21 protein-coding genes are annotated in these 24215 nt (G+C 38.7%); 16 read left to right on the forward strand and 5 right to left on the reverse strand.

Annotated features, from left to right (window positions below; translation table 11 throughout):
- The 14 genes from HC175_RS12070 to neuC all read left to right on the forward strand — a co-directional run.
- A partial coding sequence (locus HC175_RS12070) for a glycosyltransferase (protein WP_168138761.1) occupies positions 1-1063 on the forward strand: 1063 nt, incomplete at its 5' end.
- A gap of 9 nt (positions 1064-1072) precedes the next feature.
- Complete coding sequence (locus tag HC175_RS12075) at positions 1073-2047, forward strand: glycosyltransferase family 2 protein (protein WP_168138762.1); 975 nt, start codon at positions 1073-1075, stop codon at positions 2045-2047.
- Positions 2047-2904, forward strand: coding sequence for a glycosyltransferase (locus tag HC175_RS12080; RefSeq protein WP_168138763.1), 858 nt, complete (start codon positions 2047-2049; stop codon positions 2902-2904). Before HC175_RS12075 ends, HC175_RS12080 begins: the two co-directional genes overlap by 1 nt.
- Positions 2905-2912: 8 nt before the next feature.
- Positions 2913-3809, forward strand: a complete 897-nt coding sequence (locus HC175_RS12085) for a beta-1,6-N-acetylglucosaminyltransferase (protein ID WP_168138764.1) — start codon at positions 2913-2915, stop codon at positions 3807-3809.
- Entirely contained in the window at positions 3715-4824 is a 1110-nt protein-coding gene (locus HC175_RS12090) for a glycosyltransferase family 2 protein (protein ID WP_235942610.1), read from the forward strand. Before HC175_RS12085 ends, HC175_RS12090 begins: the two co-directional genes overlap by 95 nt.
- 6 nt (positions 4825-4830) lie before the next feature.
- Positions 4831-5778 carry a glycosyltransferase family 2 protein gene (locus HC175_RS12095; protein ID WP_168138766.1) on the forward strand — a complete coding sequence of 316 codons (948 nt, stop codon included), beginning with the start codon at positions 4831-4833 and terminating at the stop codon, positions 5776-5778.
- Positions 5779-5780: 2 nt separating this feature from the next.
- Complete coding sequence (locus HC175_RS12100) at positions 5781-6692, forward strand: glycosyltransferase family 2 protein (RefSeq protein WP_168138767.1); 912 nt, start codon at positions 5781-5783, stop codon at positions 6690-6692.
- Entirely contained in the window at positions 6676-7656 is a 981-nt protein-coding gene (locus tag HC175_RS12105; protein ID WP_168138768.1) for a glycosyltransferase family A protein, read from the forward strand. The genes HC175_RS12100 and HC175_RS12105 overlap by 17 nt, the downstream gene beginning before the upstream one ends.
- A 9-nt stretch (positions 7657-7665) precedes the next feature.
- The gene (gene wecB, locus HC175_RS12110) at positions 7666-8766 is read left to right on the forward strand and encodes a non-hydrolyzing UDP-N-acetylglucosamine 2-epimerase (RefSeq protein WP_262887231.1); all 1101 of its coding nucleotides are present in this window, start codon (positions 7666-7668) and stop codon (positions 8764-8766) included.
- Between the two features lie 86 nt (positions 8767-8852).
- The gene (locus HC175_RS12115) at positions 8853-10100 is read left to right on the forward strand and encodes a glycosyltransferase family 4 protein (RefSeq protein ID WP_168138769.1); all 1248 of its coding nucleotides are present in this window, start codon (positions 8853-8855) and stop codon (positions 10098-10100) included.
- Positions 10097-10987 (forward strand): glycosyltransferase family 2 protein, encoded by an 891-nt coding sequence (locus HC175_RS12120; RefSeq protein ID WP_168138770.1) that lies wholly within the window; start codon positions 10097-10099, stop codon positions 10985-10987. The genes HC175_RS12115 and HC175_RS12120 overlap by 4 nt, the downstream gene beginning before the upstream one ends.
- A gap of 45 nt (positions 10988-11032) precedes the next feature.
- Positions 11033-12034 (forward strand): N-acetylneuraminate synthase family protein, encoded by a 1002-nt coding sequence (locus HC175_RS12125; RefSeq protein WP_168138771.1) that lies wholly within the window; start codon positions 11033-11035, stop codon positions 12032-12034.
- Positions 12035-12127: 93 nt separating this feature from the next.
- Entirely contained in the window at positions 12128-13039 is a 912-nt protein-coding gene (locus tag HC175_RS12130; RefSeq protein ID WP_168138772.1) for a glycosyltransferase family 10 domain-containing protein, read from the forward strand.
- A gap of 76 nt (positions 13040-13115) precedes the next feature.
- The gene (gene neuC, locus HC175_RS12135) at positions 13116-14273 is read left to right on the forward strand and encodes a UDP-N-acetylglucosamine 2-epimerase (protein WP_168138773.1); all 1158 of its coding nucleotides are present in this window, start codon (positions 13116-13118) and stop codon (positions 14271-14273) included.
- A gap of 31 nt (positions 14274-14304) precedes the next feature.
- On the opposite strand, the gene HC175_RS12140 is transcribed toward neuC, so the two are convergent.
- On the reverse strand, positions 14305-15204 hold the full coding sequence (locus tag HC175_RS12140) for an ABC transporter permease (protein ID WP_438865937.1): 900 nt from the start codon (positions 15202-15204) through the stop codon (positions 14305-14307).
- A 111-nt stretch (positions 15205-15315) separates the two neighbouring features.
- Here HC175_RS12140 and HC175_RS12145 point away from each other — a divergent pair, with 111 nt between their 5' ends.
- Both HC175_RS12145 and asnB read left to right on the forward strand, forming a co-directional pair.
- Positions 15316-16014, forward strand: coding sequence for an acylneuraminate cytidylyltransferase family protein (locus HC175_RS12145; protein WP_168138774.1), 699 nt, complete (start codon positions 15316-15318; stop codon positions 16012-16014).
- A 1117-nt stretch (positions 16015-17131) separates the two neighbouring features.
- A complete protein-coding gene (gene asnB / locus HC175_RS12150; RefSeq protein ID WP_168138775.1) occupies positions 17132-18835 on the forward strand; it encodes an asparagine synthase (glutamine-hydrolyzing) in 1704 nt (567 codons plus the stop codon).
- Between the two features lie 72 nt (positions 18836-18907).
- Here asnB and HC175_RS12155 read toward each other — a convergent pair whose 3' ends face one another.
- The 4 genes from HC175_RS12155 to HC175_RS12170 form a co-directional block, all read right to left on the reverse strand.
- Positions 18908-19831: a GDP-L-fucose synthase family protein gene (locus HC175_RS12155; protein WP_168138776.1), complete on the reverse strand. Its 924-nt coding sequence runs from the start codon at positions 19829-19831 to the stop codon at positions 18908-18910.
- A 144-nt stretch (positions 19832-19975) separates the two neighbouring features.
- Positions 19976-21109 carry a GDP-mannose 4,6-dehydratase gene (gene gmd, locus HC175_RS12160; protein ID WP_168138885.1) on the reverse strand — a complete coding sequence of 378 codons (1134 nt, stop codon included), beginning with the start codon at positions 21107-21109 and terminating at the stop codon, positions 19976-19978.
- Between the two features lie 80 nt (positions 21110-21189).
- A complete protein-coding gene (locus HC175_RS12165) occupies positions 21190-21561 on the reverse strand; it encodes a four helix bundle protein (RefSeq protein ID WP_168138777.1) in 372 nt (123 codons plus the stop codon).
- Positions 21562-21745: 184 nt separating this feature from the next.
- Positions 21746-24214 carry an exopolysaccharide transport family protein gene (locus HC175_RS12170; RefSeq protein WP_168138778.1) on the reverse strand — a complete coding sequence of 823 codons (2469 nt, stop codon included), beginning with the start codon at positions 24212-24214 and terminating at the stop codon, positions 21746-21748.
- Position 24215 lies beyond the last annotated feature (1 nt).

Genomic DNA, 24215 nt, shown 5'->3' on the forward strand with positions numbered 1-24215 from the left:
TAATTGGTTTGCCTATCCGCATGGGGAGTACAACGCTACTGTTGTGGAAGAAGTTAAGAAACGATTTAATGGTGCAGTCTCGTGCCATCAAGGAAACAATTTTGACCCTCATTTATTAAATAGGCTGACAGTAGTAAACTCTACTTCGTTAAGACAGGACAAAATTGCTTGTATTATAGCTTCATATAACTATGGAAGATATCTAATTGAAGCTATAGAATCAGTTTTAAGGCAAACAATTTTACCCAATGAAATTTTGATCACCGATGATTGTTCAGATGACGAAACTCAGGAAATTGCGGAATTTTACATGGCGAATCATCCCGACTTAATTTCGTACAACAGAAATTCGGAGAACATGGGTGTAGTCGATCATTTTAATAAAGCTATTTCATTAGTCTCCTCCGAATATATTTTTTTCTTAGGTGCAGATAATAGAATCCTAAGTAATTATATAGAAGAAACATCCAAAATTTTAGATAGTAATAAAAATATTGCAATTGCCTATACAGATTATGCTTTTTTTGGAGCAAGGGCAAGGCTGAAGTACGAAACACTTACTGAAGACAGAAAAGGAGGGATTGTTGATGGGACTTACTTCCAGGTAAACTTTGGGGAGTATAATACCAAATCTGAATTATTAAATTCTCTCAAAAAGAGCAATTTCATCCATGGATCATCCATGTTCAAGAAAAAATCATTTGCGGAAGTGGGGGGATATCTTAAGACGGATCTACCTGAGGATTATAATCTGTTCTTAAGAATAATCGAAAAAGGTTGGAGTGCTAAAAAAGCCGCAAAGACAAATTTAGAGTATAGACAACATTCTATTGGGCAAGCAAATGATGTTTTAAGTCTTCAAAATAAGATGTTATTCTATAAAAATAGTGCACTTTCTGCCCAAAAGAAGTATGTCAAATTGTCAAAAAATAAGAGTAAATTTGAAAACAGTTATTTATTTAAGGTAAGCTTCTTTTTATTCCGAACTCTATCTTTTCTTAGAAAGAATTCCTTATCTCCTAAAAAAATCATAAAAAAAACCTATTCACTGTTTTCCAAATAATAAAAAGCTGTGTTAATAAAGCGTGACGAAACTTTTGTCTCTGTTATTATTCCAAACTATAATCATTCTTATTTTCTGGAACAGCGGATAGAAAGCATACTCCATCAAACTTTTCAAGATTTTGAATTAATTCTCCTCGACGACTGCAGCACAGACAACAGCCGGGAAATTCTTTCAAAATATGCCACTCATCCCAAGGTTAGTCAGGTTGTCTTAAATGAAAAAAATTCCGGCAGTACTTTCGCTCAATGGGACAAGGGGATCTCTCTCGCAACTGGAGACTTCATTTGGATAGCAGAGTCTGATGATTCTTGTGAATTAAATTTCTTGGAGAAACTGGTCGACGTCCATTTAAAGCATCCAGAGGTTGCTTTAGTTTACTGCCAGTCACATAGAATTAATTCTAGTGGAGAGATTACCGGAAACTGGATAACTCACACTTTACAATTTGGAAACTTTTTTACTGAAGATTTCATAATGGATGGCAATAAATTCATTGAAAGCTACCTTATACACAAAAATGTCATTCCTAATGTGAGCGGAGTTCTTTTTAAGAGAGATGATCTTCTTAAAATTACCCCCTTAATTTTTGAACCTTATATGAAGTATTATGCTGACTGGTTTTATTATATTCAGCTGCTTTGCAATTCAAAAATTGGTTTTATATCAGATTCTTTAAACTACTTTAGACACCATGATAAAAGTGTAATCGGAATGGCCGAAAAAAAAAGTGGATGGCTGGAAATCTTTAAAATGGAATTAAGAGGAAGAGAAAAAATGCTGCATTATCTGCAAAAATGTAAACCATCCAATTTAGACACAATTCGTCAGCAGTCAGAAATTGGTTCTCGGCAATTAAGATATTTGACTGCAAAAGGATTCATCCAGCGAGGGGAAACGATTCGCGGTTTTCTCTTGGTGCGTAAATATCCGTTCCTTTTAAAAAGATTATCAAGGTTTTACAAAGAAAAACTTTTCAATTAGTGCAAGGAATTTCTATAATTATTTGTTCCAAAAAAGGGATACTCGAAAAGAATTTTAGGAAGAATATTGAAGCTACAGTAGGATCTGTGCACGAAATAATTACTATCGACAATTCGACAAACCGATATAATATTTTTGAAGCTTACAATTTGGGAATTAGAAAATCAAAATTTTCTTACCTGTTGTTTATTCATGAAGATGTGCTAATTCATACCCCTAAATTCGGGGAAATTTTACTCGATTATTTTAAAAATAATGAAGAGATAGGACTGATAGGCTTAGCAGGATCAAGAATAAAGACCAAAATTCCATCAAGCTGGTGGGAACATGAAAGGGAAAATCAAGTAATGAACATTATCCAACATTACCCCAATGGGAAAAAAGAAAAGATTTTGTTCGGGTTCACAGAAAAACCTTTATCCGAAGTGGTCTTAATTGATGGGGTCTTCATGGCAATGAGGAAAACTGACATAAGCTTTGATGAACGTTTGGCGGGATTTCATAATTATGATCAAAGTATTTCTCTAAGGAGTAGAAAGGCAGGATACAAAAATTTTGTTACGAATGAAATTTTACTTGAACATTATTCTATTGGTACCAAAGACCAGTCCTGGCTCAAATCAAATGAACAGTTTTCTGCGCTTTATCATGACGATCTCCCACAGGCTCTCAACGGCAGAAAAATAACTAAAGACGAAAGAGGATATACATACTTCAGATTATACAGTAATTATAGAGGTTTTGGAGACAAAAAAAATGCTGCAAAAGCCTTTTTCAAATATTTGTATTTTAGAAATCTCTCCCGTAAGGATTTGCGTATAATTAAGGAATTTCTCAACTGGGGCATAAGAACCTAATTTGCTTTATGAGGCAAGCAATTTTGATAACGGCTTATAAAAATTTCGATCATCTTAAGGAAATAATTGATTTTTTCGATCACAATTTCCGGGTTTATATCCATATCGACAAAAAGGTAAAGGTGCCTAAAAAGCAATTACTGGATTTAAAATCAAATCCTATTGTAAGTCTTGTATCTCAAAGGTACAAAGTTAACTGGGGCGGTCTAAATCACCTTCGGGCCATTCTGCACCTCTCTCAAGAGGCCCTAAATAATCCAACCAACCTTTACTTTCATCTTATTAGTGGTCATGATTTTCCTATAAAATCTTTAGAAGATTTTGTCCCATTTTTAAATCAAAATAAAGACTCGGACTTTCTGGACTATTTTTCTGTTCCTAAAAAGGGATGGGCAGATAATAACGGCATGGATAGATTAGAATATTTTAATCTTTACGATTATTTAAATGCCAAAAACCTCGAACAGAATGGATGGATTCGAAGAATAGTTCGATTTCAAAAATGGATCGGTTACAAGAGAAAATTATCTTCTAACATGCCTAAACTGTACGCAGGTTCCACATGGTGGAGCCTAAGTCGCCCTTCGTTGAATCACGTGGTGAACTACACAAAACAAAATAAAATTTTATTAAACAGGTTTAAACATACCTTATGTGCAGAAGAATTCTTTTTTCAAACTGTTCTTCTCAATTCTCCCTTTTCAAAGAGAATCAAAAATGATAATTTACGCCATATTGACTGGGTGGCCAGAAACGGGAATAACCCCGCAGTTTTAGATTTATCCGATCTAGCAGATCTAAAAAAGTCGAATGCATATTTTGCCAGAAAATTTGACTATCCGACTTCAACTGCACTTCTGGAAATGGTTAAAAAGGATATACTGGGTGACGAAAGAGATAAATAATCATAACAAATTAGTCTCCATAATTTTACCTGTTTATAATGGAGAAAAGCATTTGGCAGAATCTATTGGCAGTTGCCTTGCTCAGACCTACAGAAAAATAGAATTGATCATTATTAATGATGCATCAACCGACAAAACCCTGGAGATAGCCGAAAAATTTGCACAACAAGATGATAGAGTAACTGTATATAGTAACAAAACAAATCAAAAATTACCAGCAAGTTTAAACACTGGACATAAGATGGCGCGGGGAAATCTTTTAACCTGGACTTCTCACGATAACTCCTATAATTTGAAGGCGATTCAAAAAATGGTGACAACAATAGAAACAACCGGGACAGATATCGTGTATACAGATTACAACATAATAGAGGATGACGGTAAATTCCGGAGAAAAGTAGTTCATACTGAGAATTCACATCTTCTTCTTGAGAATACTGTAGGAGCTTGTTTTTTATATAAACAAGAAGTTTTTAAACGAAACGGAGGATATAATGAAAATCTCCATACGGTTGAGGATTATGATTTTTGGTTAAGGAGCCTTGTCCATAGTAAATTTCAGCACATTTCTGAGGATCTTTATAATTACAGGAGTCATGAAAATAGTCTTTCTTCTCGCATTGATGAGGAAGAAACCCATGAAAACAAAAATTTCAGAACAGTACTAAAGTTTTCATATTTAAGCTTTTTCCAACAGTTCTTACTTTCCAAAAAGGATTATGCTGAGCTGTTTACTTCCCTGCACCGCCACGAAAAAATTAGTGTCTATAACTTTTTAAAAAAATATGAAGACTTTAAAAGAGACATCTCTATTTTAGATAAAAAGTTATATTCTTTTAATCCTCCTTCCCTATTCAAAAATGTCGACCTCAAATTAAGAAGTAGTATGCACAGGCAAGAGGAGAACCAGAATCTAAAGACTCTTCTTCAAATACTCCTAAAAAGGCCAACTTTATTAACAGGTTATGATAGGCGAAGGAGCCTGCAACTTATCTTTAAATGTTTGAAAAAATAATAACCTATGCAACATTCTAAAGTCATCATTTTGTTGGCTACTCATAATAGGGCGCATTTAATTGGGGAAACCCTGAACTCTATTCTTGCTCAAACATACCCTAACTGGGAGTGCCTAATAATAGACGATTTTTCTACCGATAATACCTCTGAAATTGTTAATCAATTTTTAACAAAAGATCCACGATTTTCCTATTATCAAAAGCCTTCAAACTACAATAAGGGACTTTCTGCCAGTAGGAACTATGGTTTGAGCCTTGCAAAACAGAGACCATCGAATTATATACAATTCTTTGATGATGATGATTTAATGCACCCAAGGAAGTTAGAATTACAAATATCAAGCTTATACAAAAATCCACAATCGAAATTTTCAATTTGTGGATGGAGTAACTTTAAAGAATACAGAGAAATTAATTGGAATCAAATTGGAGAGGTCAAAATTAAAAGAAACTTGACTTTGGGTGAATCTTTTTTAATAGGAGATATAAAATTCGTGGCACAGGTTCCCCTCTTTAGATATGATTATGCTATTGATTTTAAATTTGATGAGGATTTATTTTATGCAGAAGAATGGGCTCTTTTTTCAATGCATTTTCTACTAGACAAACCAGATTTTGAAGTTGTTAAAGAAGTTCTTTTTTACCGAAGAAAACATAAAGCTTCAGTAACAGAAGGTAATGACGAAAATTTCATTATTACAAAAACGCGTGCAATCGTACAGATCAAAGTTTTCAATTTTCTGACAAAAAGAAAGATTCATACCCGTAAGACATTATCATTTTTTACTCGCTATTTTCTTATTTACTCGTATGATTCGAATAAAATCGGAATTATCAAAAATGTTATAAGATCTCACCATCTATTTAATATTTTTGACAGAATACGGCTAAACACCACAATTTTATTTCATTTTTACTTCCGAAAAATTTTATTGAAAATGACAAATTTCTAAAAGTGAAGTTAGCGGTTGTTATCCCATATTTTAAAATCCACTTCTTTCGAAAAACTCTAATTTCCCTGGAAAGTCAGACAAATCAAAATTTCTCTGTTTATATAGGAAATGATGCTAGTCCAGAGGATCCTATGGAGGTTATCAATGAATTTACAGAAAAACTCGATATAAATTATTTTAAGTTTGAGAACAATGTAGGATGCCGGTCCCTAACTGAACAATGGCACAGATGCCTAAACAAAGTAGATCAAGTAGAATGGGTAATGATACTGGGTGATGACGATGTATTGGACAGGAACTGTATTTCAGATTTCTACAGTCATGTTGAAGAAGTTGAAAAAAGAAAGATTAATGTCATACGTTATGCTAGCTTAGTCATAGATAGTGAAGACAATCCTCTTTCAATAATATACACACATCCCGAAATAGAGAATTCAGTTTCTTTTTTATTTCGTAAGGTTAGTGGAAAGACAAGAAGTTCTTTAAGTGAATATATTTTCAGGAGGACCGAAGTTCAAAAAAAATTTAAAGATTTCCCAGTAGGTTGGCACTCAGACGATTTAGCTCTATTGGAAATATCGGATTTCAAAAGTATTTTCACAATAAACTCTTCCATTGTCTCAGTTCGTTTGAGTGATGTAAATATTTCTGGACAAAAGAAACTTCTTAGGTTGAAAAATAAAGGGTCATTTAAGTTCTACAACTATCTTTTGACGAAACATGGAGAGCGCTTTACAAATCAACAGAAAGAAATTTTTTATAAAAAGTGCGAAAAGACAGTTCTCAATGACAAGAAAAATTTATCTCTGTTTTTCCAGCTTTCTATAACTTATCTAAGAGACCTGAAATTATATAGCTACTTTAGCTTTTTAAACAGCCTTTTATTGAGCACATTATATGCGGACAGGCATTAATCCAGAAAAATTAAAACTCGAAAAAAATTTACGAAAGTTCCATCGTATTATTATACCTGTTTACATCCCAAACTTAACTGAGGAGTATTATAAGGAAAACCTTAGAATCTTCGAATTCTGTCTGGCTTCCCTATGTAGAACAATTAATTATGAAACTTCTGCTATAACAGTTTTAAATAACAATTCTATTCCTGAAGTCACAAATTTAATTAACGACTATTTAAAAGCCGGGGCAGTCGATAAGCATGTTCAATTCAAAGAAAATAGAGGAAAAGTTAATGCATCTTTAAGTGAAGCAAAAGCTTCATTTGAACCTTTTATTACTATTTCTGATGCTGACGTCTTATTTTTTAGTGGTTGGGAAAAAGCTGTTTTTAAAATTTTCGAAACTTTTCCTAAAGCTGGAGTAGTCTCTCCACTTCCACTGCAGAATTTAGCCTTTAATAATAATTCTTCAGTGTTTTTTGATAACTTTTTGCTACGGCGAATTAAGTATGACAAAAAAGTTTCGGACGAGGATTGCGATCTATTTATAAAGGGCATGGGAAACCCCGCTTTGATGTGGAGAAATAAAAACAAGTATTCATGGAGAGAAAAACAATATTATATTGAAGATCAAGTTCCGGCAATAATAGGAGCTGGACATTTTGTAGCTACTTATAGAAGAGAAATTTTTAAAGCTGAAAATCCTTTTCCAGACTGGAAATTTAAAAATGGTTTTGAAAATATTTATTTTGACGAACCTGCTGATCGTCTCGGGTGGTACCGCTTATCCACCGCTGAACATTACGCTTACCATATTGGGAATAAAATTGACGAAATTGTCAAAAACCATAAATATGAGGAAGAGAAAAAATTAGAGGTGGATTTTATTTCACAGATTCCAACTCCCCAAAAATCGAAAATCCCGTACTGCCTTAGAAATTTCTATTTTAGAGCCCTTAAAAAAGTTATGAATCTTTAAATTTTACTCTTGAAAATTCTCCTCTGTTTTGGCACCCGACCTGAAGCCATTAAAATGGCCCCAATACTTCATGAGCTAAAAGACAAAAATATACTCCACTGTATATGCGTGACTGCACAGCACCGGGAAATGTTGGACCAGGTCTTAGAATTCTTCAAAATTATTCCAGATTACGATCTGAATATAATGTCAAAAGGTCAATCATTAAATCTGTTAAGTTCCAAAATCTTTGAAGAAATAGATTTGGTACTGGAAAAAGAAAAACCAGAACTCATACTTCTTCAGGGAGATACAACAACTGCTGCAATTGCATCAATGGCTGCCTTTCACCGTAAAATAAAAGTTGGTCATGTAGAAGCAGGGCTTCGCACTTATGATGCTTCTGCTCCTTTTCCTGAAGAAATAAACCGCCAAATTATTGCCCGAATAACAGATTATCATTTTGTACCAACTCCGGCTGCAGCAAAAAATTTAATTTCCGAAGGTATTCCCGAGAATAAAATCTTTCTTACCGGCAATACAGTTGTAGATGCCTTACTTTGGGGTATAAAAAAGGTTAACGAAAGTATTTCCTGCAAAGAAATAAATGAATTAGAAAAAATAATTGATCCTTCCAAAAAAATCGTCCTTGTCACCGGTCACAGAAGGGAAAATTTTGGCACAGGCTTAAAAGAAATTTGCCAGGGTCTCCTTGAGATCTCCCAGAAAGAAAGCATACAACTAATTTTTCCCGTGCATTTGAACCCGATAGTCAAGGATACAGTCCATGAACTTCTTTCAGGTCAGGAAAATATTCATTTGATCAATCCTTTACCCTACCCGGCCATGTTATGGCTAATGCAGCAGTCCCATCTCATTATTTCGGATTCCGGGGGAATTCAGGAAGAAGCTCCGACCTTCCTAAAACCTGTACTGGTGACACGAAAAACTACAGAAAGAATGGAGGGAGTAGATGCAGGTTTTTCCTTCATGGTGGGTACAAATAAAAACAAGCTAATATCCAAAGCTTTTGAACTACTAAAAATGCCACCAGATTATTCTAACAAAAAAAATCCGTACGGAGATGGAAAGGCCGCAGAGAAAATTGTTCGTCTAATCACTTCCAGCTAAAAGATCCCTTTTCCTTTCCCATGATGATACAGCCCCGGTGTCTCTGTTTATTTATTAGTTTTACTATTCATTAATAACAATAGCAGTTGTCAAGGATTAAAAAAATTTTAGTCGTAGCAGAATCCATAAATGTTGAAGACAGCAGTGGTTCAAAAGCAAACGTCGCCCTGATCCAAAACTTAGACAAGGCTGGTTTTGAACTGAAAGTTTATCATTTTACACGCAGAGACATAAAAATACAGGGAATTCAATCTGTTTCGATAAAAGAAATAAAAACTTCCAGGCATTACTTCCTTAGTCGACTGCAAAGAAAGCTGCAGCATGGTCTGAACATTAATCTTGCCAGGTTCCTAGAGCCTATTTCCGGATTTTCATTTACTTTTTTTAACGATACCGCCAGTATAGCTAAGGCTTTAATGTCAGAAAATAATTTCGAACCCGACCTTGTATTGACTTTAAGTAAAGGCGCGAGTTACCGTCCTCATTATGCACTTTTAGCACTTCCTAAGCTTCAGGAAAAGTGGATGGCCTACATTCATGATCCTTATCCCTTTCACTTCTACCCCGAGCCTTATAAGTGGTCCGAACCGGGTTATGAGCAAAAGATAAAATTCTTTTATGACCTGTCTTTAAAATGCAAATGGGCGGGATTTCCATCTCTATATTTGTCCGAGTGGATGGAGGAGAAATTTCCCGCATTAAAAGGGAAGTCGGTTATCATACCTCATCAAATTAATGAAAACGATGAACAGTCAGAATCTCAATTTTATGATCCTGAAAAATTTACTGTACTGCATGCAGGTAATCTGATGCTACAGCGTCCACCCTTTGGTTTAATTGAAGGATTTAATCAATTTCTAAAAAAAAATAAGGAGGCCCAAAATCTGGCACGGCTGGTGCTACTGGGTAGTGGGGATAATTACAGCAAAGAATTGAACGAGTTTAATAGCCAAATCCCTCAATTAATATTCAGTCAGGGCAATGTGCCTTATAGGGAGGTGAGATTTTTACAAAGAAAGGCAAACGTGAATGTGATCCTGGAATCCAAAGCGGAAATAAGTCCCTTTCTTCCTGGTAAATTTCCACACTGTGTGGAAGCAAACAAACCCATCTTATTATTAGGACCAGAAAAAAGCGAATCCCGCCGTTTATTGGGTGAAAAATATCTTTATTGGGCGGAAGTTGACAATATCGTCAAAATAAGTGAATACATTGAAAAATTATTTCTACAATGGAAAGACAATCCCAACTCTCTTCGTCTTGACAGGAAGGATCTACAAAAATATCTTTCTTATGGTCACTTAAGATCAGTTTTGAATAAAATAAGATCATGAGAGCTTCTGTTTTAATAGTTTCCAGAAATCGAAGAGAGGAGCTTTTAAAAACTCTGAATATTCTTCATGCATCCTTAGATCCTGCACTTCATGAAATACGAGTCTTTTTAGACGGTTGTACGGATACTTCTCATGAACTTATGGGGTTAATGCCTCGAATAAAATGGGAGACATCAGAAATTCCTTTAGGCGCTTCTAAGTCTCGAAGTATTTTGTACAAGAAAGCCTTGGGAAAGATACTTTATGGATTTGATGATGATGCACATCCACTGCAGGAAAATTTTATAGAAATTACGGAAGAACTTTTTAATCAAAATCCCGGAGTAGGAATCATAGGTTATAAGGAAATAAAGGGGCAACTACAAAGCAGGTCATTTTCGAAAGAAAATGTTACTGCTAAAAAGCAAAATTTACTGGTAAAAGATTTTCTAGGTTGCGGTTTTGCAATAAAAAAGTCTGTTTATGACAGTACAAGAGGTTTTCCCGAGTGGATTGATATTTACGGCGAAGAAATCTGCCTTGCCTTAGAAGCACTTAGCGCGGGATATGATATAATGTTCACTCATGAAGTAATGGTGCATCATCGAAAGGATATGCAATCAAGAAAAGACTCAGGAGCAAATTTATTCAGGTTTGAGAAACAACTAAAAAACACTTTTTTCTTTTATCTTGTATATTATCCTTTACCCTTAATGTTTAAAAAGTTACTGAAATTATACCTTCACAACTTCACAAAATATGCAGTAAGGAATCCCGCTTATTTCAGATCTTTTCTTTCTGCCACTGTTATTTCGGCATTAGGCATAAAAGATATTCTGAGGTATAGAAAGCCAATTAATGAAAAAGAATTAAAGAAGTTTTCCCAACTTCCTAATCCAGACTATTAAAAGATTAGAATAACCTAACTTGCTTCAAATTCAAATTTCACCCTAATGTTTTTAATTGCAGAAGTAGCTCAGGCCCATGAAGGAAGTATTGGTATCGCCCATTCCTATATTGATGCGCTGGCAGAAACAGGCGTGGACGCAGTAAAATTCCAGGTGCATATAGCTGAGGCAGAGAGTAGTGTACATGAGCCTTTCCGTGTGAAATTCTCGACTCAGGATGAAACAAGGTATGACTACTGGAAACGTATGGAATTTAGTCCAGAACAATGGCAGGAACTGAAATTTCATTGCGAAGAAGCAGGAGTGGAATTTATGGCTTCTCCGTTTAGCAATGCGGCCGTAGATCTGCTGGAGCAATTAAGTGTAAAACGGTATAAAATTGGATCGGGCGAGGTGAACAATTTGCTGTTACTTGAAAAAATAGCCCAAACCGGAAAACCGGTGATCCTGTCCTCAGGAATGAGCTCTTTTGCAGAGCTGGATGAAACTGTTTCATTCCTAAAGAAACACAACACTTATTTTTCCATTCTGCAATGCACCACCTCCTATCCTACACATCCTGAAAATTATGGGCTGAATGTGATCCAGGAATTGAAAGAGCGGTATGGAGTTACAGTGGGTTATTCTGATCATTCTGCAAGAATTGAAACCTGCATCGCCGCCACTGCATTAGGAGCTAAGATTTTAGAATTTCATGCTGTTTTTGATCGCAAGATGTTCGGCCCCGATGCAACTTCTTCTTTGGAAATTCAGGAAATAAAGCAACTGGTTTCTGCCGTAAAAAATATCGCAACCGCACAAGCACATCCAGTCGATAAGCAAAACAACTCTGACTTTAAAGAGCTAAAAAACATTTTTGAAAAGTCACTCGCAGTAAATAAGGACTTGCCTGCTGGACATATCATCTCTTTTCAAGATCTCGAATCTAAAAAACCAAAAGGCTTTGGAATCGAAGCTTCTAATTTCAGAAATGTAATTGGTAAAAGAACCAAACAAAATCAAAAGAAATGGGATTTTTTAAAGAACTCTGATCTTTACGATGAATAGTAGTGAAATAAAATTTTTTGATGCTCAATGTTAATAAAAATAGTCCGATACTATTCTTATCCTGATATAAAGAGGCAGACGCCGGGCCAGAATTTGGTATGGAACGATTTTACCTTTACCGAAGATGATGTAGAGGAATGTGATTACCTGGTGATTCTAGACTATCCTAAAAAAGACTTCGAAATAAAGGTTAGTCCTGATAATATTATTCACCTATGTTTGGAACCACCTAATGAGGTTTCGAAATACCGACAGTACGCCAATAAGCAGGCTAGCCTTATTTGCGCACAAATACCAACCGGAAAAAATACCATTTTGTCCCATGGTGCCCTTCCATGGCATATCGATCAGGATTTTGATTTTCTTAATACGCTACAGCCCGGTTCATTGAAAAAAAAGAATCAGGTTGTTTGGATAACTAGTGATCAAAGATCATCTAAAGGACATCATTCAAGGATGAAATTTTTAGATACTATTAGAGAATTACCTAATATCAGCCTGTACGGAAGAGGAATAAACCCTATTAATGATAAGTGGGAGGTTCTAAGCAATTCTAAATATGGAATTGCCTATGAGAACTTTAACAACCAATATTACTGGACCGAAAAAATATCAGATTGTTTCCTGAGTTACACTTTACCTCTTTATTTCGGATGTACAGAAATATCCAATTACTTCCCGGAAAACTCCTACATTCAAATAGACCCAAAGGATAAGCATATCGATTTATTTTTCAAAGAATTACTGGAGTCAAACAAGTGGGAAAAAAGTATAGAAGCAATTCGTGAAGCGAGAGAACGAGTTCTTTTTAAATATCAGCTCTTTCCATTTTTATACGATCAAATTTCGTCTATGCAGGCGGCAAAAGGTGTCAATGGAAAAGAACCAAAGCTACACCAGTTCAAAGGAGGTGATTCTTATTTCGACAACTATCCTATAAAAGTTAAGCTAGAAAAAGAATTTGAAAAGTTTAAGAGGAATTTGAGGGTAAAGTTAAAGGTCTGAAAAAACATTTAATTTTAAAGCAAGCTTAGTTAGTCGATTACATAAAACACTAATTAAAATTTTAGATTTATTATTTATGAACACGCGAAAAATCTGTGTTGTTGTAACGGCACGCCCCTCTTACAGTAGGATCAAAACTGCACTAACTGCTATTCAAAGTCACCCTGACCTGGAATTACAACTGGTAATAGCAGGTTCAGCTTTGTTGGACCGGTACGGGAACGCAGTTGATTTTATTGAAAAAGATGGCTTCCCGATCGCTGCAAAGGTCTTTATGGTACTGGAGGGAGAGAATCCTACTACTATGGCAAAGACCACAGGACTTGGAGTAATGGAACTCACAAATGTTTTTTACAACCTGCAACCTGATGCAGTGATCACCATAGCAGACCGGTTTGAAACGATAGCTACTTCTATTGCGGCTTCCTATCAAAATATTCCGCTGGTACACATACAGGGCGGAGAGGTAACCGGCAGCATTGATGAAAAAGTAAGGCATGCAAACACTAAACTGGCCGATCTGCACCTGGTGTGCACTGATGATGCCAGGGAACGGGTCATCAAGCTGGGTGAGGATCCTGAGAAAGTGATCAACACCGGCTGTCCTTCTATCGACCTTGCAAAGGAGATTAAATTGAATGGCAGATTAGATTTTAACCCTATAGAAAAGTATGGTGGAGTAGGATTACCAATAAGCTGGAAAGATGGCTACATCGTTGTCATGCAGCATCCCGTAACCACAGAATACAAACAATCCAAAGCTCATGTTCTGGAAACACTTCAAGCCATTAAAGAGCTGGATTATCCAACCTTTTGGTTCTGGCCGAATGTGGATGCCGGTTCCGATGGAACCTCTAATGGAATCCGCTCTTTCCGGGAAATGGAAAAGCCTCAGAACATACATTTTTTCAAGAACATGAATCCCATGGATTTCCTAAAACTCCTGAAGTATTCGAAGGCACTAATTGGAAATTCAAGTGCCGGATTACGGGAATGTTCATACTTGGGAGTTCCGGTAGTTAATATCGGAAACAGGCAGCACAGAAGGAGTCGTGCGGAGAATGTATCTGATGTCGGTTATAACCAACAAGAGATCTTGCAAGCAACAAAGAATGCAATTGCCAGAGAGCATTTACCTTCTTCAGATCTCTATGGGAAAGGTGATGCTGGTAAAAGAATGGCGGATATTCTGGCTGTAGTCGATTTGACATACAGCAAAACCATCATGTATTAATCTCAACTTCCCAAAAAATTGAGGTGATTTTCTACACGGTATCAATAAAATTTTTCTCTGTCCTGTTGAAAACGATCAGGCCTATAAGGAAGAGAAAAAGTGATATTGCAAGGGTATAAGAAAAGCCAAACCAGCTAAAGGTTCCGGAGTCCAGGATCATATATCTAAAACCTTCGATGATATGCGTTAATGGATTGTACTGTACTACCCAGGCATATTCTGGCATCTCCTTTTCCACTTCAGCCAAAGGATAAGGCACTGCGGAAATGTATAATAAAAGAGAGGTGGCAAATCCTACAAGGACCGTAAGGTCCCGGTACTTTGTTGTAAAGGCAGAAATGATCATTCCCAGCCCGAGTCCCATTAAAGCCATCATTAAGATGTACACGGGAAAAAGTAGTAGGTTCGAATTAGGACTTAAGTCTATACCACTAAAAACCACCCAAAGATAAGCCACCAGCAGGACTCCAATTTGAATACCAAACTTGAAAAGGTTAGTAATAACATTGGACAGCGGCATAATAACCCTTGGAAAATATACCTTCCCAAATAATCCGGCATTGCTCCTAAAAGTATCTGAGGTACCAGTGAGGCATTGCGCAAAATAGTTCCAGGCAGTTATCCCGGTAAGATTGAATAAAAATGAAGGCACCTCACCTGTGGGGATATTAGCTATGTTATTGAAGACTAGGGTGAAGGTAATAGCTGTGAACATCGGCTGTATGAAATACCATAGTGGGCCGAGGATGGTCTGTTTATATACTGTTACAATATTTCTCTTTACAAAAAGAATAAGCAGATCCCTATAGCGCCAGATCTCCTTAAAATTAAGATCGATCAGTTTGCGCTTCGGCGTAATTTCGTATAACCAAGTTTCGTTATTCTCGCTCAACTTAAAGATGGAGGTATAATTCTGTGGGTGAAAATACAAAAGAAGTTCATTAAACCGAAAGAGGATAGACTTCGAATTGAAACTTCCTCAAAAAAACTATATTTGAAGCAGGCAACCTCTCGACTCCGCTCGAGGTGACAAGCATGTGTTATGAAAATCCTCGGACTCATCCCCGCCCGTGGCGGCAGCAAAGGCATACCTAAAAAGAACATCAAACCGCTTCAAGGAAAACCTTTATTTCAATATACTTTTGAAGCAGCTAAAGATGCAATTTTACTTTCAAAGCTTTTGCTGAGTTCAGAAGATCCGGAAATCATAAAAGTGGCCGAAAGAATGGGTCTGGAAGTGCCGTTTGTAAGACCTGCAGCCATGGCAGCCGATGATACTTCTTCCCTGGAAGTCATAAAACATGCACTGAACTTCTTTGCTCAAAAAGGGGAAAAATTTGATGCGTTTTGTCTGCTGCAACCCACTACTCCATTTAGGAGAAAAGGGTTAATCGACGAAGCCATAGAGAAATTTAGCAGCGGCAATTTTGATTCTCTGGTGTCGGTACGGGAGGTCCCTGCAGAGTATAATCCGCACTGGGTTTTCGAGGAAGTAAACGGAAACCTCAAGATCGCTACAGGGGAAAAGGATATCATTACCAGAAGACAGGAACTGCCAAAAGCCTTTCATCGCGATGGTGCTATCTACCTTACCAAAACAGAAGTGCTACTGGAGCAGAATTCGCTCTACGGAAAAAATATTGGATTTATTGACACTACGGGAGATCCTTATGTGAATATTGATACGCCGGAGGATTGGGAAGAAGCCGAAAGGCTTTTGGCAATGATCAGGGAACAATAAACAATTATCAGGTTTTTTGTTTACTGTTTGCTGTTTACTATTCGTTTGTTGTTTTTACTTTTCTAATCCCGTTTTTGGACTCCCTTTAGGGTCAGGGGCAAAACCAAAAACGGTTGTGTTTATTTCTTGTGGTTATCCTAAGTACAACACTAAACTGAAATTTGGCCCTTGTTCATTGTTGCTTTTTTATCGTATGCCGCTCCGCTGGAGCTCCTCTTCAAAAAATACATATTCAGCTATAAATATTGCGCTCCTCCGGAGCTGAACCTGAGTATGAGTGGAAATAGGGAAGCTATTTGTTGTTGTTTCAGAGCTATTAGCCATTGACTCTTGGCCTTTGGCTTTTCTTTCTTTGGAATCGAAATAGATTAAAAAAGAGTTGTAAAAAAATGGAATTTGGTGCTTGGAAATTGGTGCTTTTTTGAAGTGGAGAGTGGGAAGTGGAGAGAGGAAAGATAGTTTGTTGTTTTTAACGTTTCTGCTCCCGTTTTTGGGCTCCCTTTAGGGGGAGGGGTAAAACCAAAAACGGTTTTTTTAAACAGTCTTTAGACGGTAGCCGGAAGTCGGTAAGTTTTTGGTAAAAAAATGGAATTTGGTGCTTGGAAATTGGTGCTTTTTTTTTAGTGGAAAGTGGAAAGTGGAGAGAGGGAAGTTAGGACGTTTTTTGTTTACAGTTTACCGTTTTCGGGAAAGTTATGACGGGAGTCGGTAGTGATTTTTAGATTGTTGTTCATAGTTCCTTGTTTTTTATTGGCCCACCTACGTTGAAAGTTTCGGCGGGCAAAATTATGGACTTGTGGATTGGTGCTTTTTTATCCGTTTACTGTTTACCGTTTTAGGAAAAGTCTTTAGACAGTAGTCGGTAGTGGTTTGTAGTTTCTGGTTTATTGTATGTTGTTTTTGATTTCTGCTACCGTTTTTGGGCTCCCTTTAGGGTCAGGGGCAAAACCAAAAACGGTTATAGTAACTCCTGTCTTCGACCTCTCCTTCTCTGCCCTCCCCGGGCCTAAAAGGAGGCTCATCTGACAGGCATAGTGTTTTCACCCGTTAGTTCAAAATTTTCAATAGATTTGAAAATTACATTATACAACTTTCAATATACATTATACAATAAGAAATGTGTGGTATAGCAGGTATCATCGGTCCAAATCCATCTGAAGAAGAGCTCGACAAAATGCTCCGGGCACAGAAACATCGTGGTCCCGATCATACCGGTTCTTACATAGATCCTGGATATGCAGCTCTCGGTCATAACCGGCTTTCTATAATAGATCTTTCTCCCCAGGCTAATGAGCCTTTTGTAGATAATTCCGGTAGGTATTACCTCAGCTTTAACGGGGAGATTTATAATTATGAAGAGCTGAAAGAGGAGCTGAAATTTTTTTACAGTTTCAAGACCTTTTCCGATACCGAAGTGCTGTTGGCCGCATTCCTTCGCTGGGGAAAAGAATGCCTGCAAAGGTTCAATGGGATGTTTGCCTTTTCCATTTGGGACACACAGGAAAAGAAACTTTTTGCAGCCCGGGACAGATTTGGGGTAAAGCCTTTTTATTATTCTGAAGCTAATAACAACCTCTATTTCAGCAGCGAAATAAAGGCACTCAAAAATGTCATTTTTGACACCTCTCCCAATCTCAAGGTTTGGGCGAATTATTTCAGTTACGGCTCATATGGAATGCCAAATGAAACCTTTTACGAAGAAATATACCAACTGCCCGCCGGACATTGCATGGAATTTTCCGAAGGAAATTTGAAGATCAGCAAATGGTATGACTTTGAATCTGCAGTTAAAAAAGTAGCTGAAAATTTACCTTTTGAAGAGGTAAAGGCGCAATATCTTGAACTTTTAAAGGACAGCATCAAGCTTCGCTTTCGGGCCGATGTGCCGGTGGCTTTTAACATTAGCGGCGGAGTCGACAGTTCGCTATTGCTTGCCCTGGTGAATATGTTTGAAGATAAGAAACAGATCAATGCCTACACTTTTTACACAGGAGACGAGCGCTACGACGAATTGCCATGGGTGGAACAGATGATCGCCACCACCCGAAACCCATTGCAAAAAATATTTTTTTCAGCTTCTGAAGTGGAGGAAACAACGCGACATATTCGTAGCTTACAGGATGAACCCTTCGGCGGTATTCCTACCCTCGCCTACTCCGCCATTTTTAAACAAGCTCAAGCTGACGGAGTGAAGGTATTACTGGACGGACAGGGCATGGATGAGCAATGGGCGGGGTATGATTATTACCAAAACTCCGGAAGCACCATCCAGGGAACAGGAGACAGGTCTCCTTTCCGCCCGAATGTTTTACAGAAGAATAAAAAGTCCCTGGCTAAAAAACCGATATATCCAGAACCCTTTGACAACAAGCTGCAAAATTTGCAGTACCGGGATCTCTTCTATACAAAAATTCCCCGGGCACTCAGGTTTAACGACAGGATCTCGATGGCTTACAGTACCGAATTGCGGGAGCCTTTCCTCGACCACCGACTCGTAGAATTTGCATTCGCACCACCTGAGGCTTATAAGATCTGCAACGGACAAGGTAAATACCTGCTCCGGGAACTGCTGTCTGAAATAGTGCCAAAGGAGTTATCCTGCGCTCCCAAACGCCCCCTGCAGACACCGCAGCGGGAGTGGTTAGGAAACGAACTGAGATCATTTGTAGAAGAGCAGCTTCAGCAACTTAAAACCTCTCCTGCCGCCGATTGGTTCGATCATGAGGAACTGGAAACGGAATGGAAACGGTATTTAGCGGGAGATGCCAGCAGTAGTTTTCATATCTGGCAGTGGGTGAATGCTTCGCTTTTGCTCAGCTAGCGGAAAAAGGAAAGAGGGAAGTTCAGCTAACGCATCATTCTCCACTCTCCACTTTTCTCTTTCCTCTCTCCTCTACCTTAGAAATTTCTCCTCATAAACTTTCCTGATTCCTTTTTCCAAAGAGATAGAATGTTTCCAGCCAAGGCTATGAATTAGAGAAACATCCAGCAGCTTTCGGGGTGTACCATCAGGTTTCGAGGTGTCCCAGGTGATCTTTCCTTTGTAACCGGTAATGGTCTTGATCGATTCGGCAAGATCTCTAATTGAGATATCCTCTCCTGTCCCAATATTCACGCTGACATTTCCGCTGTAGGTCTTCATCAGATGCAGACAGGCTTCAGCCAAATCATCAACATGTAAAAACTCCCTTTTTGGAGCTCCTGTGCCCCAGACCTCTACTGTTTCTGTTTGATCGTTCTTTGCGTCGTGGAATTTCCGCAGCAGTGCCGGTAAAACGTGGGAGGTTTCGGGGTCGTAATTATCGTTGGGACCATAAAGATTTGTAGGCATCACCGATATAAAGTCACAGCCATACTGCAAATTGTAATTTTCGCACATTTTGAGTCCGGCGATCTTGGCTATGGCATAAGGCTCATTCGTATGTTCCAACTTCCCGGTGAGCAGGTATTCTTCTCTTATGGGCTGTGGAGCCATTTTGGGATAAATACAGGAAGAAGCCAGGAAAAGTAACTTTTTAACCCCATGCACGTAGCTCTGGTGAATCACATTGTTCTGGATCATGAGGTTCTCGTATAGAAATTGACCTCTATAAGTATTGTTGGCAAGTATCCCTCCCACTTTTGCAGCGGCAAGAAAAACGTAATCAGGTTTTTCCGTTTCAAAAAAGGCTTTTACAGCCTGTTGTTTCGTTAGGTCCAGTTCAGAAGAGGTGCGAAAAATAACATTTTTAAAACCCTCATTTTTCAACTTGCGCACTAAGGCTGAACCTACCATGCCGGTATGTCCCCCGATATATATCTTTGAATCGTTATTCACTGTTGATACTGCTTCCTATAATTATTAAATTTAAAATAAAGCTGTTAGCCTTTGGCCTTTAGCCTTTAGCCGTTGGCGTTAAGGAGCCGCTGATTTCGATCCTAAACATGGGATCACGGAACACCGAACACTGATCACTTCTTTTTACTCTCCCCTGTAGTCCAACGTCCTGTGTCCGCCCTCTCTCAGGTATTTCTCTTTGCGAAACAGGTCCACATCTGCTGCCACCATTTCCTCTACCAGGTCCTGCAGACTATGCTTTGGCTCCCAGCTCAGTTTTTCTTTGCATTTTGACGCATCTCCAATAAGTAGGTCTACCTCGGTAGGCCGGTGGTACTTCGGGTCCACTTTCAGAACAATTTTTCCGGTCTCCACCTGGAAGTCATCGTCAGCACAATTCACCACCCTGGCAATCTCGTCAATACCATTTCCTGAAAACTCGACACTAATACCCACACAGGCAAAAGCCATTTTCACCAGGTCTCTAACAGAGGTAGTCTTTCCTGTAGCTATTACGTAGTCTTCCGCCTTTTCCTGCTGCAACATAAGCCACATGGCTTCCACATAATCTTTTGCATGCCCCCAGTCCCTCTGTGCATCAAGATTTCCCAGGAAAAAATTCACCTGCATTCCAAGAGCTATTCGCGCAACGGCCCGAGTGATCTTGCGGGTAACGAAGGTCTCTCCACGCAAGGGCGATTCATGGTTAAACAAAATTCCGTTACAGGCGAACATATCATATGCTTCTCTGTAATTCACGGTGATCCAATAAGCATATAATTTGGCCACGCCATAAGGGCTTCGGGGATAAAATGGTGTTTTCTCTGTCTGCGGGACCTGCTGCACCAATCCGTAAAGTTCTGAAGTTGATGCCTGATAGATCCTGGTCTTTTTAGTAAGTCCTAATAATCTAACCGCCTCCAGAATACGCAAGGTTCCTAAGCCGTCCACATTGGCTGTGTATTCAGGAGTATCAAAACTCACTTTGACATGAGACATGGCTCCTAAATTATAGATCTCATCGGGTTGCACTTCCTGGATAATTCTCGTAAGATTCATGGAATCACTCAGATCCCCGTAATGCAACTTAAACCTGATATCCTCCTCATGTGGATCCTGGTAAAGATGATCCACTCTTTCAGTATTGAAAAGACTGGACCTCCTCTTGATGCCATGCACGATATAGCCTTTCTCAAGCAAAAGTTCTGCAAGATAAGCTCCATCCTGGCCGGTGATGCCGGTGATGAGGGCTGTTTTTTGTAGTTTATCGTTTCTGATGATAGCCTGTTTTTATGATTGAATTTTTACCAAGTACGGTTGAAAGTGGAGAGAGGGAAGAGGATAGTCTTTGAATACATTCACTTCTTCTTAGATTTAAGGTAACGCTGTAAACTACTTACCATCTTCAATAACTCCAAAAGCATGAGTCTGGCCTTATTATTTTCCTCAGCGGTAATAAAGCATCTCCTGGATGCAATAGTGGAACAGGTGACACATTCCCTTATTGAATCAGCTGCTGTCTGAACAAAACGGTGAAATTGGGCATCTGTATCTCCAGAACCTTCGGAAGTATTCAAAGCTATAGAGACAGCAGCACGGTTAAATTGTGAAGTTAAACCATACAACTCCTCCTTCGGAAATTTTGCAGTGAGGCTATACGTAAAGTCAATAAAGTCCAGAGCTTTTTGATATACCTTAAGATCTTCAAAATTAAATTTAACTTCTTCCATTAGATCTTTTTTTACACTTCCTTTTTCAATAAATCCAAACCACAACGAGATTAATTTTTAGAGTATAGACTTTCCTCTCTCCTCTGTCCTCTCTACACTTTTTGAGCAACGCGAGAATAATTCCTCTGAGTATGGACTTTCCACTCTCCTCTCCCCTCTCTCCCCTATGTAAGCAAAGCGAGAACTACTCAAAATTACGCATAACCTCCCTCCACTTCTTCTTCAGTTTACTCTTTCTCGTTTCCTGCTGCCCGTAGCCTTTCCCGTATTGGCCGTAACCATAACCATAACCGTAACCATAACCGTAGCCATAGCCATACCCATATTTCGCGCGATGGACAAAGTGGTTCAGGACAAAAGAAATGTTCTTTACTTCCCCTTTGTTGTATTTCTCATTGATCACTTCCAGCATACCGCGCTTGGTGTAATCCTGGCGGATAAGGTAGAGCGTAGCATCGGCGTATTTGATGAGGTTGAGTGCATCGGCAACTACTCCAACCGGCGGAGTATCCATAATAATGTAGTCATAGCGCTCCTTGAGTTCGTTCATGAGGATCTCCATCTGCTCATTCATAAGCAGCTCGGAAGGGTTAGGAGGAATAGGCCCCGCGGTGATCACATCCAGATGCGGCACCATACTTGGCTGAATGATATTTTCGAGTGACTCCTGACCAATTAGATAATTCACTACCCCCACGTCATTGTTGATCTTAAAATCATCAAAGATCTTGGGCTTCCGTAAGTCGGCACCGACTAGCACAGTTTTCTTTTCACTCAATGCAAAAACGGTGGCCAGGTTCATAGCGCAAAAGGTCTTTCCTTCCCCGGAAACTGAGGAGGTAATAAGCACCGTTTTAGAGCCGGTGACCCCTTGTTTCTTATACATAAATTGCAAACTCGATCTCAAGCCCCGGAAACCTTCAGCAATGGCCGATTTCGGCTTATTGAAAACAGCAAGATTCGTATCCATCCTGCTTTTGCCAATCATACCTAAAATGGGAATAGGAGAAAGCCGGGTCACCTCCTGGGCGTTGTGCACATTTGTGTTAAGAAAAACGAGCAGGAATACGAAAGTAAGCGGGATCATGCCGCCCACCATTAAGGCCATCACATAATTTAGCTGAGTATTTGGGCCTATTTGTCCGCCGCCGGTATCTTTTGCCGTGTCTATTACCATCACATCACTCACATTGGCAGCCTTTATTAATCCGGCTTCGCTGCGCTTTTCCAGGAACAGGTTGTAAGTACGTTCGCTAATCGAATATTTCCGCTGGATCTTGAGTAGATCCTGTTCTTCCTGCGGAAGTTTTCTAATTTCACTTTCAGCTAAAGCGATATCGCGGTTGATATCCTTTAATTCGGTTCGCAAAAGGCGCTGCGAGGAGCTCATATTCTCAAGCAATACATCTTTCACCGCATTGATCTGTCGATCGATATCGTTGAAAACCGGGGAATTCTCTTGCAGGGAATACTCATATTTTCGACGTTCTTCGGCCAAAGCCAGAATTCTTCCTACCCCACTTACAATACTTCCTTCGGCTATCCCAGCGACTGAAGGTGCCGGAACATCAGAATAGTCGCTGCGCGTTTTTAAATAATCTTCTAAAGTTTCATAATAGGCCAGCTGCCTGTCAATATTTTCCTTCCGAACATCAAGAGCGGTAAGTTTTGAGTTGAGTTGACTGCTTTCCGCGGAAATATCCAATATCGAATTTGTATTCCTGAAATTATTCAACTCGTCTTCCACCACCTTCAGCTCCATAGCCTTTACATTGAGAGAGCTATCAATAAACCTGATGGTCTTGGTAGCAAAAAGGTTCTTACGCTCCAGCATGTTTTGGCTCAGCACCTGTACTGTACCATTAAGATAATCGACAATTTCAGCTTTATTATCTCCTGTAAGTGAAAGATTTAAAACTGAAGCGCCCTGGGACTGGGGACTCACCGAAACTCCGCGGAACCGACCTACTGTTCCGTCGAAATGCCTGAACTGTATGTAAAAAGGCTTGTCAATTTGCGCAGGCATATTAGTGGGAACGAATCGGCCACTAAAGAATGGCAGATCAATAGGTTCATTAAAGCGATATTCCCGACTGAATTCTCCGTCCTCCACTACTACTGAAGCATACTCCTTAGTTTTATAATTAAAAACAGATGCACTGCCTCCTGAAAAGCTGGTAGTTAAGGTAAAAGTCTCCGGATCTTTAAACCGCACGGTAAAGGTTTTCCCCTGTGCCTGAAATGCTGCAGTATCGGCAATCAATTTGAAAGGAGTAAAACCATAGGCATTCACTCGCTGATACTCCCCATCCTGCTGATAACCTATATAATATTGCAGGCGCTCCACCACTTCCTCGTTATGAGACCGCGAATTGAGAATGGTCATAGCGGTATTCACCTTGTCGGAAGTGCCACCCCAGTTAAAGGTGAGACTGGTATTACTGGTAAAAAAGGGATTTTGATCGTCCTTTATGGAAATGGAATTGCCAAGTCTGTAAACCGGAAGTTTTCTAACATTGTTATAATAAGCCACCCCCACGCTAATAGCAATAGAAAGCAAGATAAGCTGCCAGTAACTAAAAACTTTAAGTACAAAACCCTTAAAATCAAAGGTGGAACCTACATCGCTAATATGATCATCTTCATGTGCCATA

It is taken from the genome of Salinimicrobium oceani (assembly GCF_012037645.1).

What these genes read in the sequence shown, in the direction of transcription:
- HC175_RS12085 (WP_168138764.1), top strand. Translation starts at nt 2,913, where the DNA reads ATGAGGCAAGCAATTTTGATAACGGCTTATAAAAATTTCGATCATCTT.
- HC175_RS12090 (WP_235942610.1), top strand. Translation starts at nt 3,715, where the DNA reads ATGCATATTTTGCCAGAAAATTTGACTATCCGACTTCAACTGCACTTC.
- HC175_RS12095 (WP_168138766.1), top strand. Translation starts at nt 4,831, where the DNA reads ATGCAACATTCTAAAGTCATCATTTTGTTGGCTACTCATAATAGGGCG.
- HC175_RS12105 (WP_168138768.1), top strand. Translation starts at nt 6,676, where the DNA reads ATGCGGACAGGCATTAATCCAGAAAAATTAAAACTCGAAAAAAATTTA.
- HC175_RS12120 (WP_168138770.1), top strand. Translation starts at nt 10,097, where the DNA reads ATGAGAGCTTCTGTTTTAATAGTTTCCAGAAATCGAAGAGAGGAGCTT.
- HC175_RS12125 (WP_168138771.1), top strand. Translation starts at nt 11,033, where the DNA reads ATGTTTTTAATTGCAGAAGTAGCTCAGGCCCATGAAGGAAGTATTGGT.
- neuC (WP_168138773.1), top strand. Translation starts at nt 13,116, where the DNA reads ATGAACACGCGAAAAATCTGTGTTGTTGTAACGGCACGCCCCTCTTAC.
- HC175_RS12145 (WP_168138774.1), top strand. Translation starts at nt 15,316, where the DNA reads ATGAAAATCCTCGGACTCATCCCCGCCCGTGGCGGCAGCAAAGGCATA.
- asnB (WP_168138775.1), top strand. Translation starts at nt 17,132, where the DNA reads ATGTGTGGTATAGCAGGTATCATCGGTCCAAATCCATCTGAAGAAGAG.
- HC175_RS12165 (WP_168138777.1), bottom strand. Translation starts at nt 21,561, where the DNA reads ATGGAAGAAGTTAAATTTAATTTTGAAGATCTTAAGGTATATCAAAAA.
- HC175_RS12170 (WP_168138778.1), bottom strand. Translation starts at nt 24,214, where the DNA reads ATGGCACATGAAGATGATCATATTAGCGATGTAGGTTCCACCTTTGAT.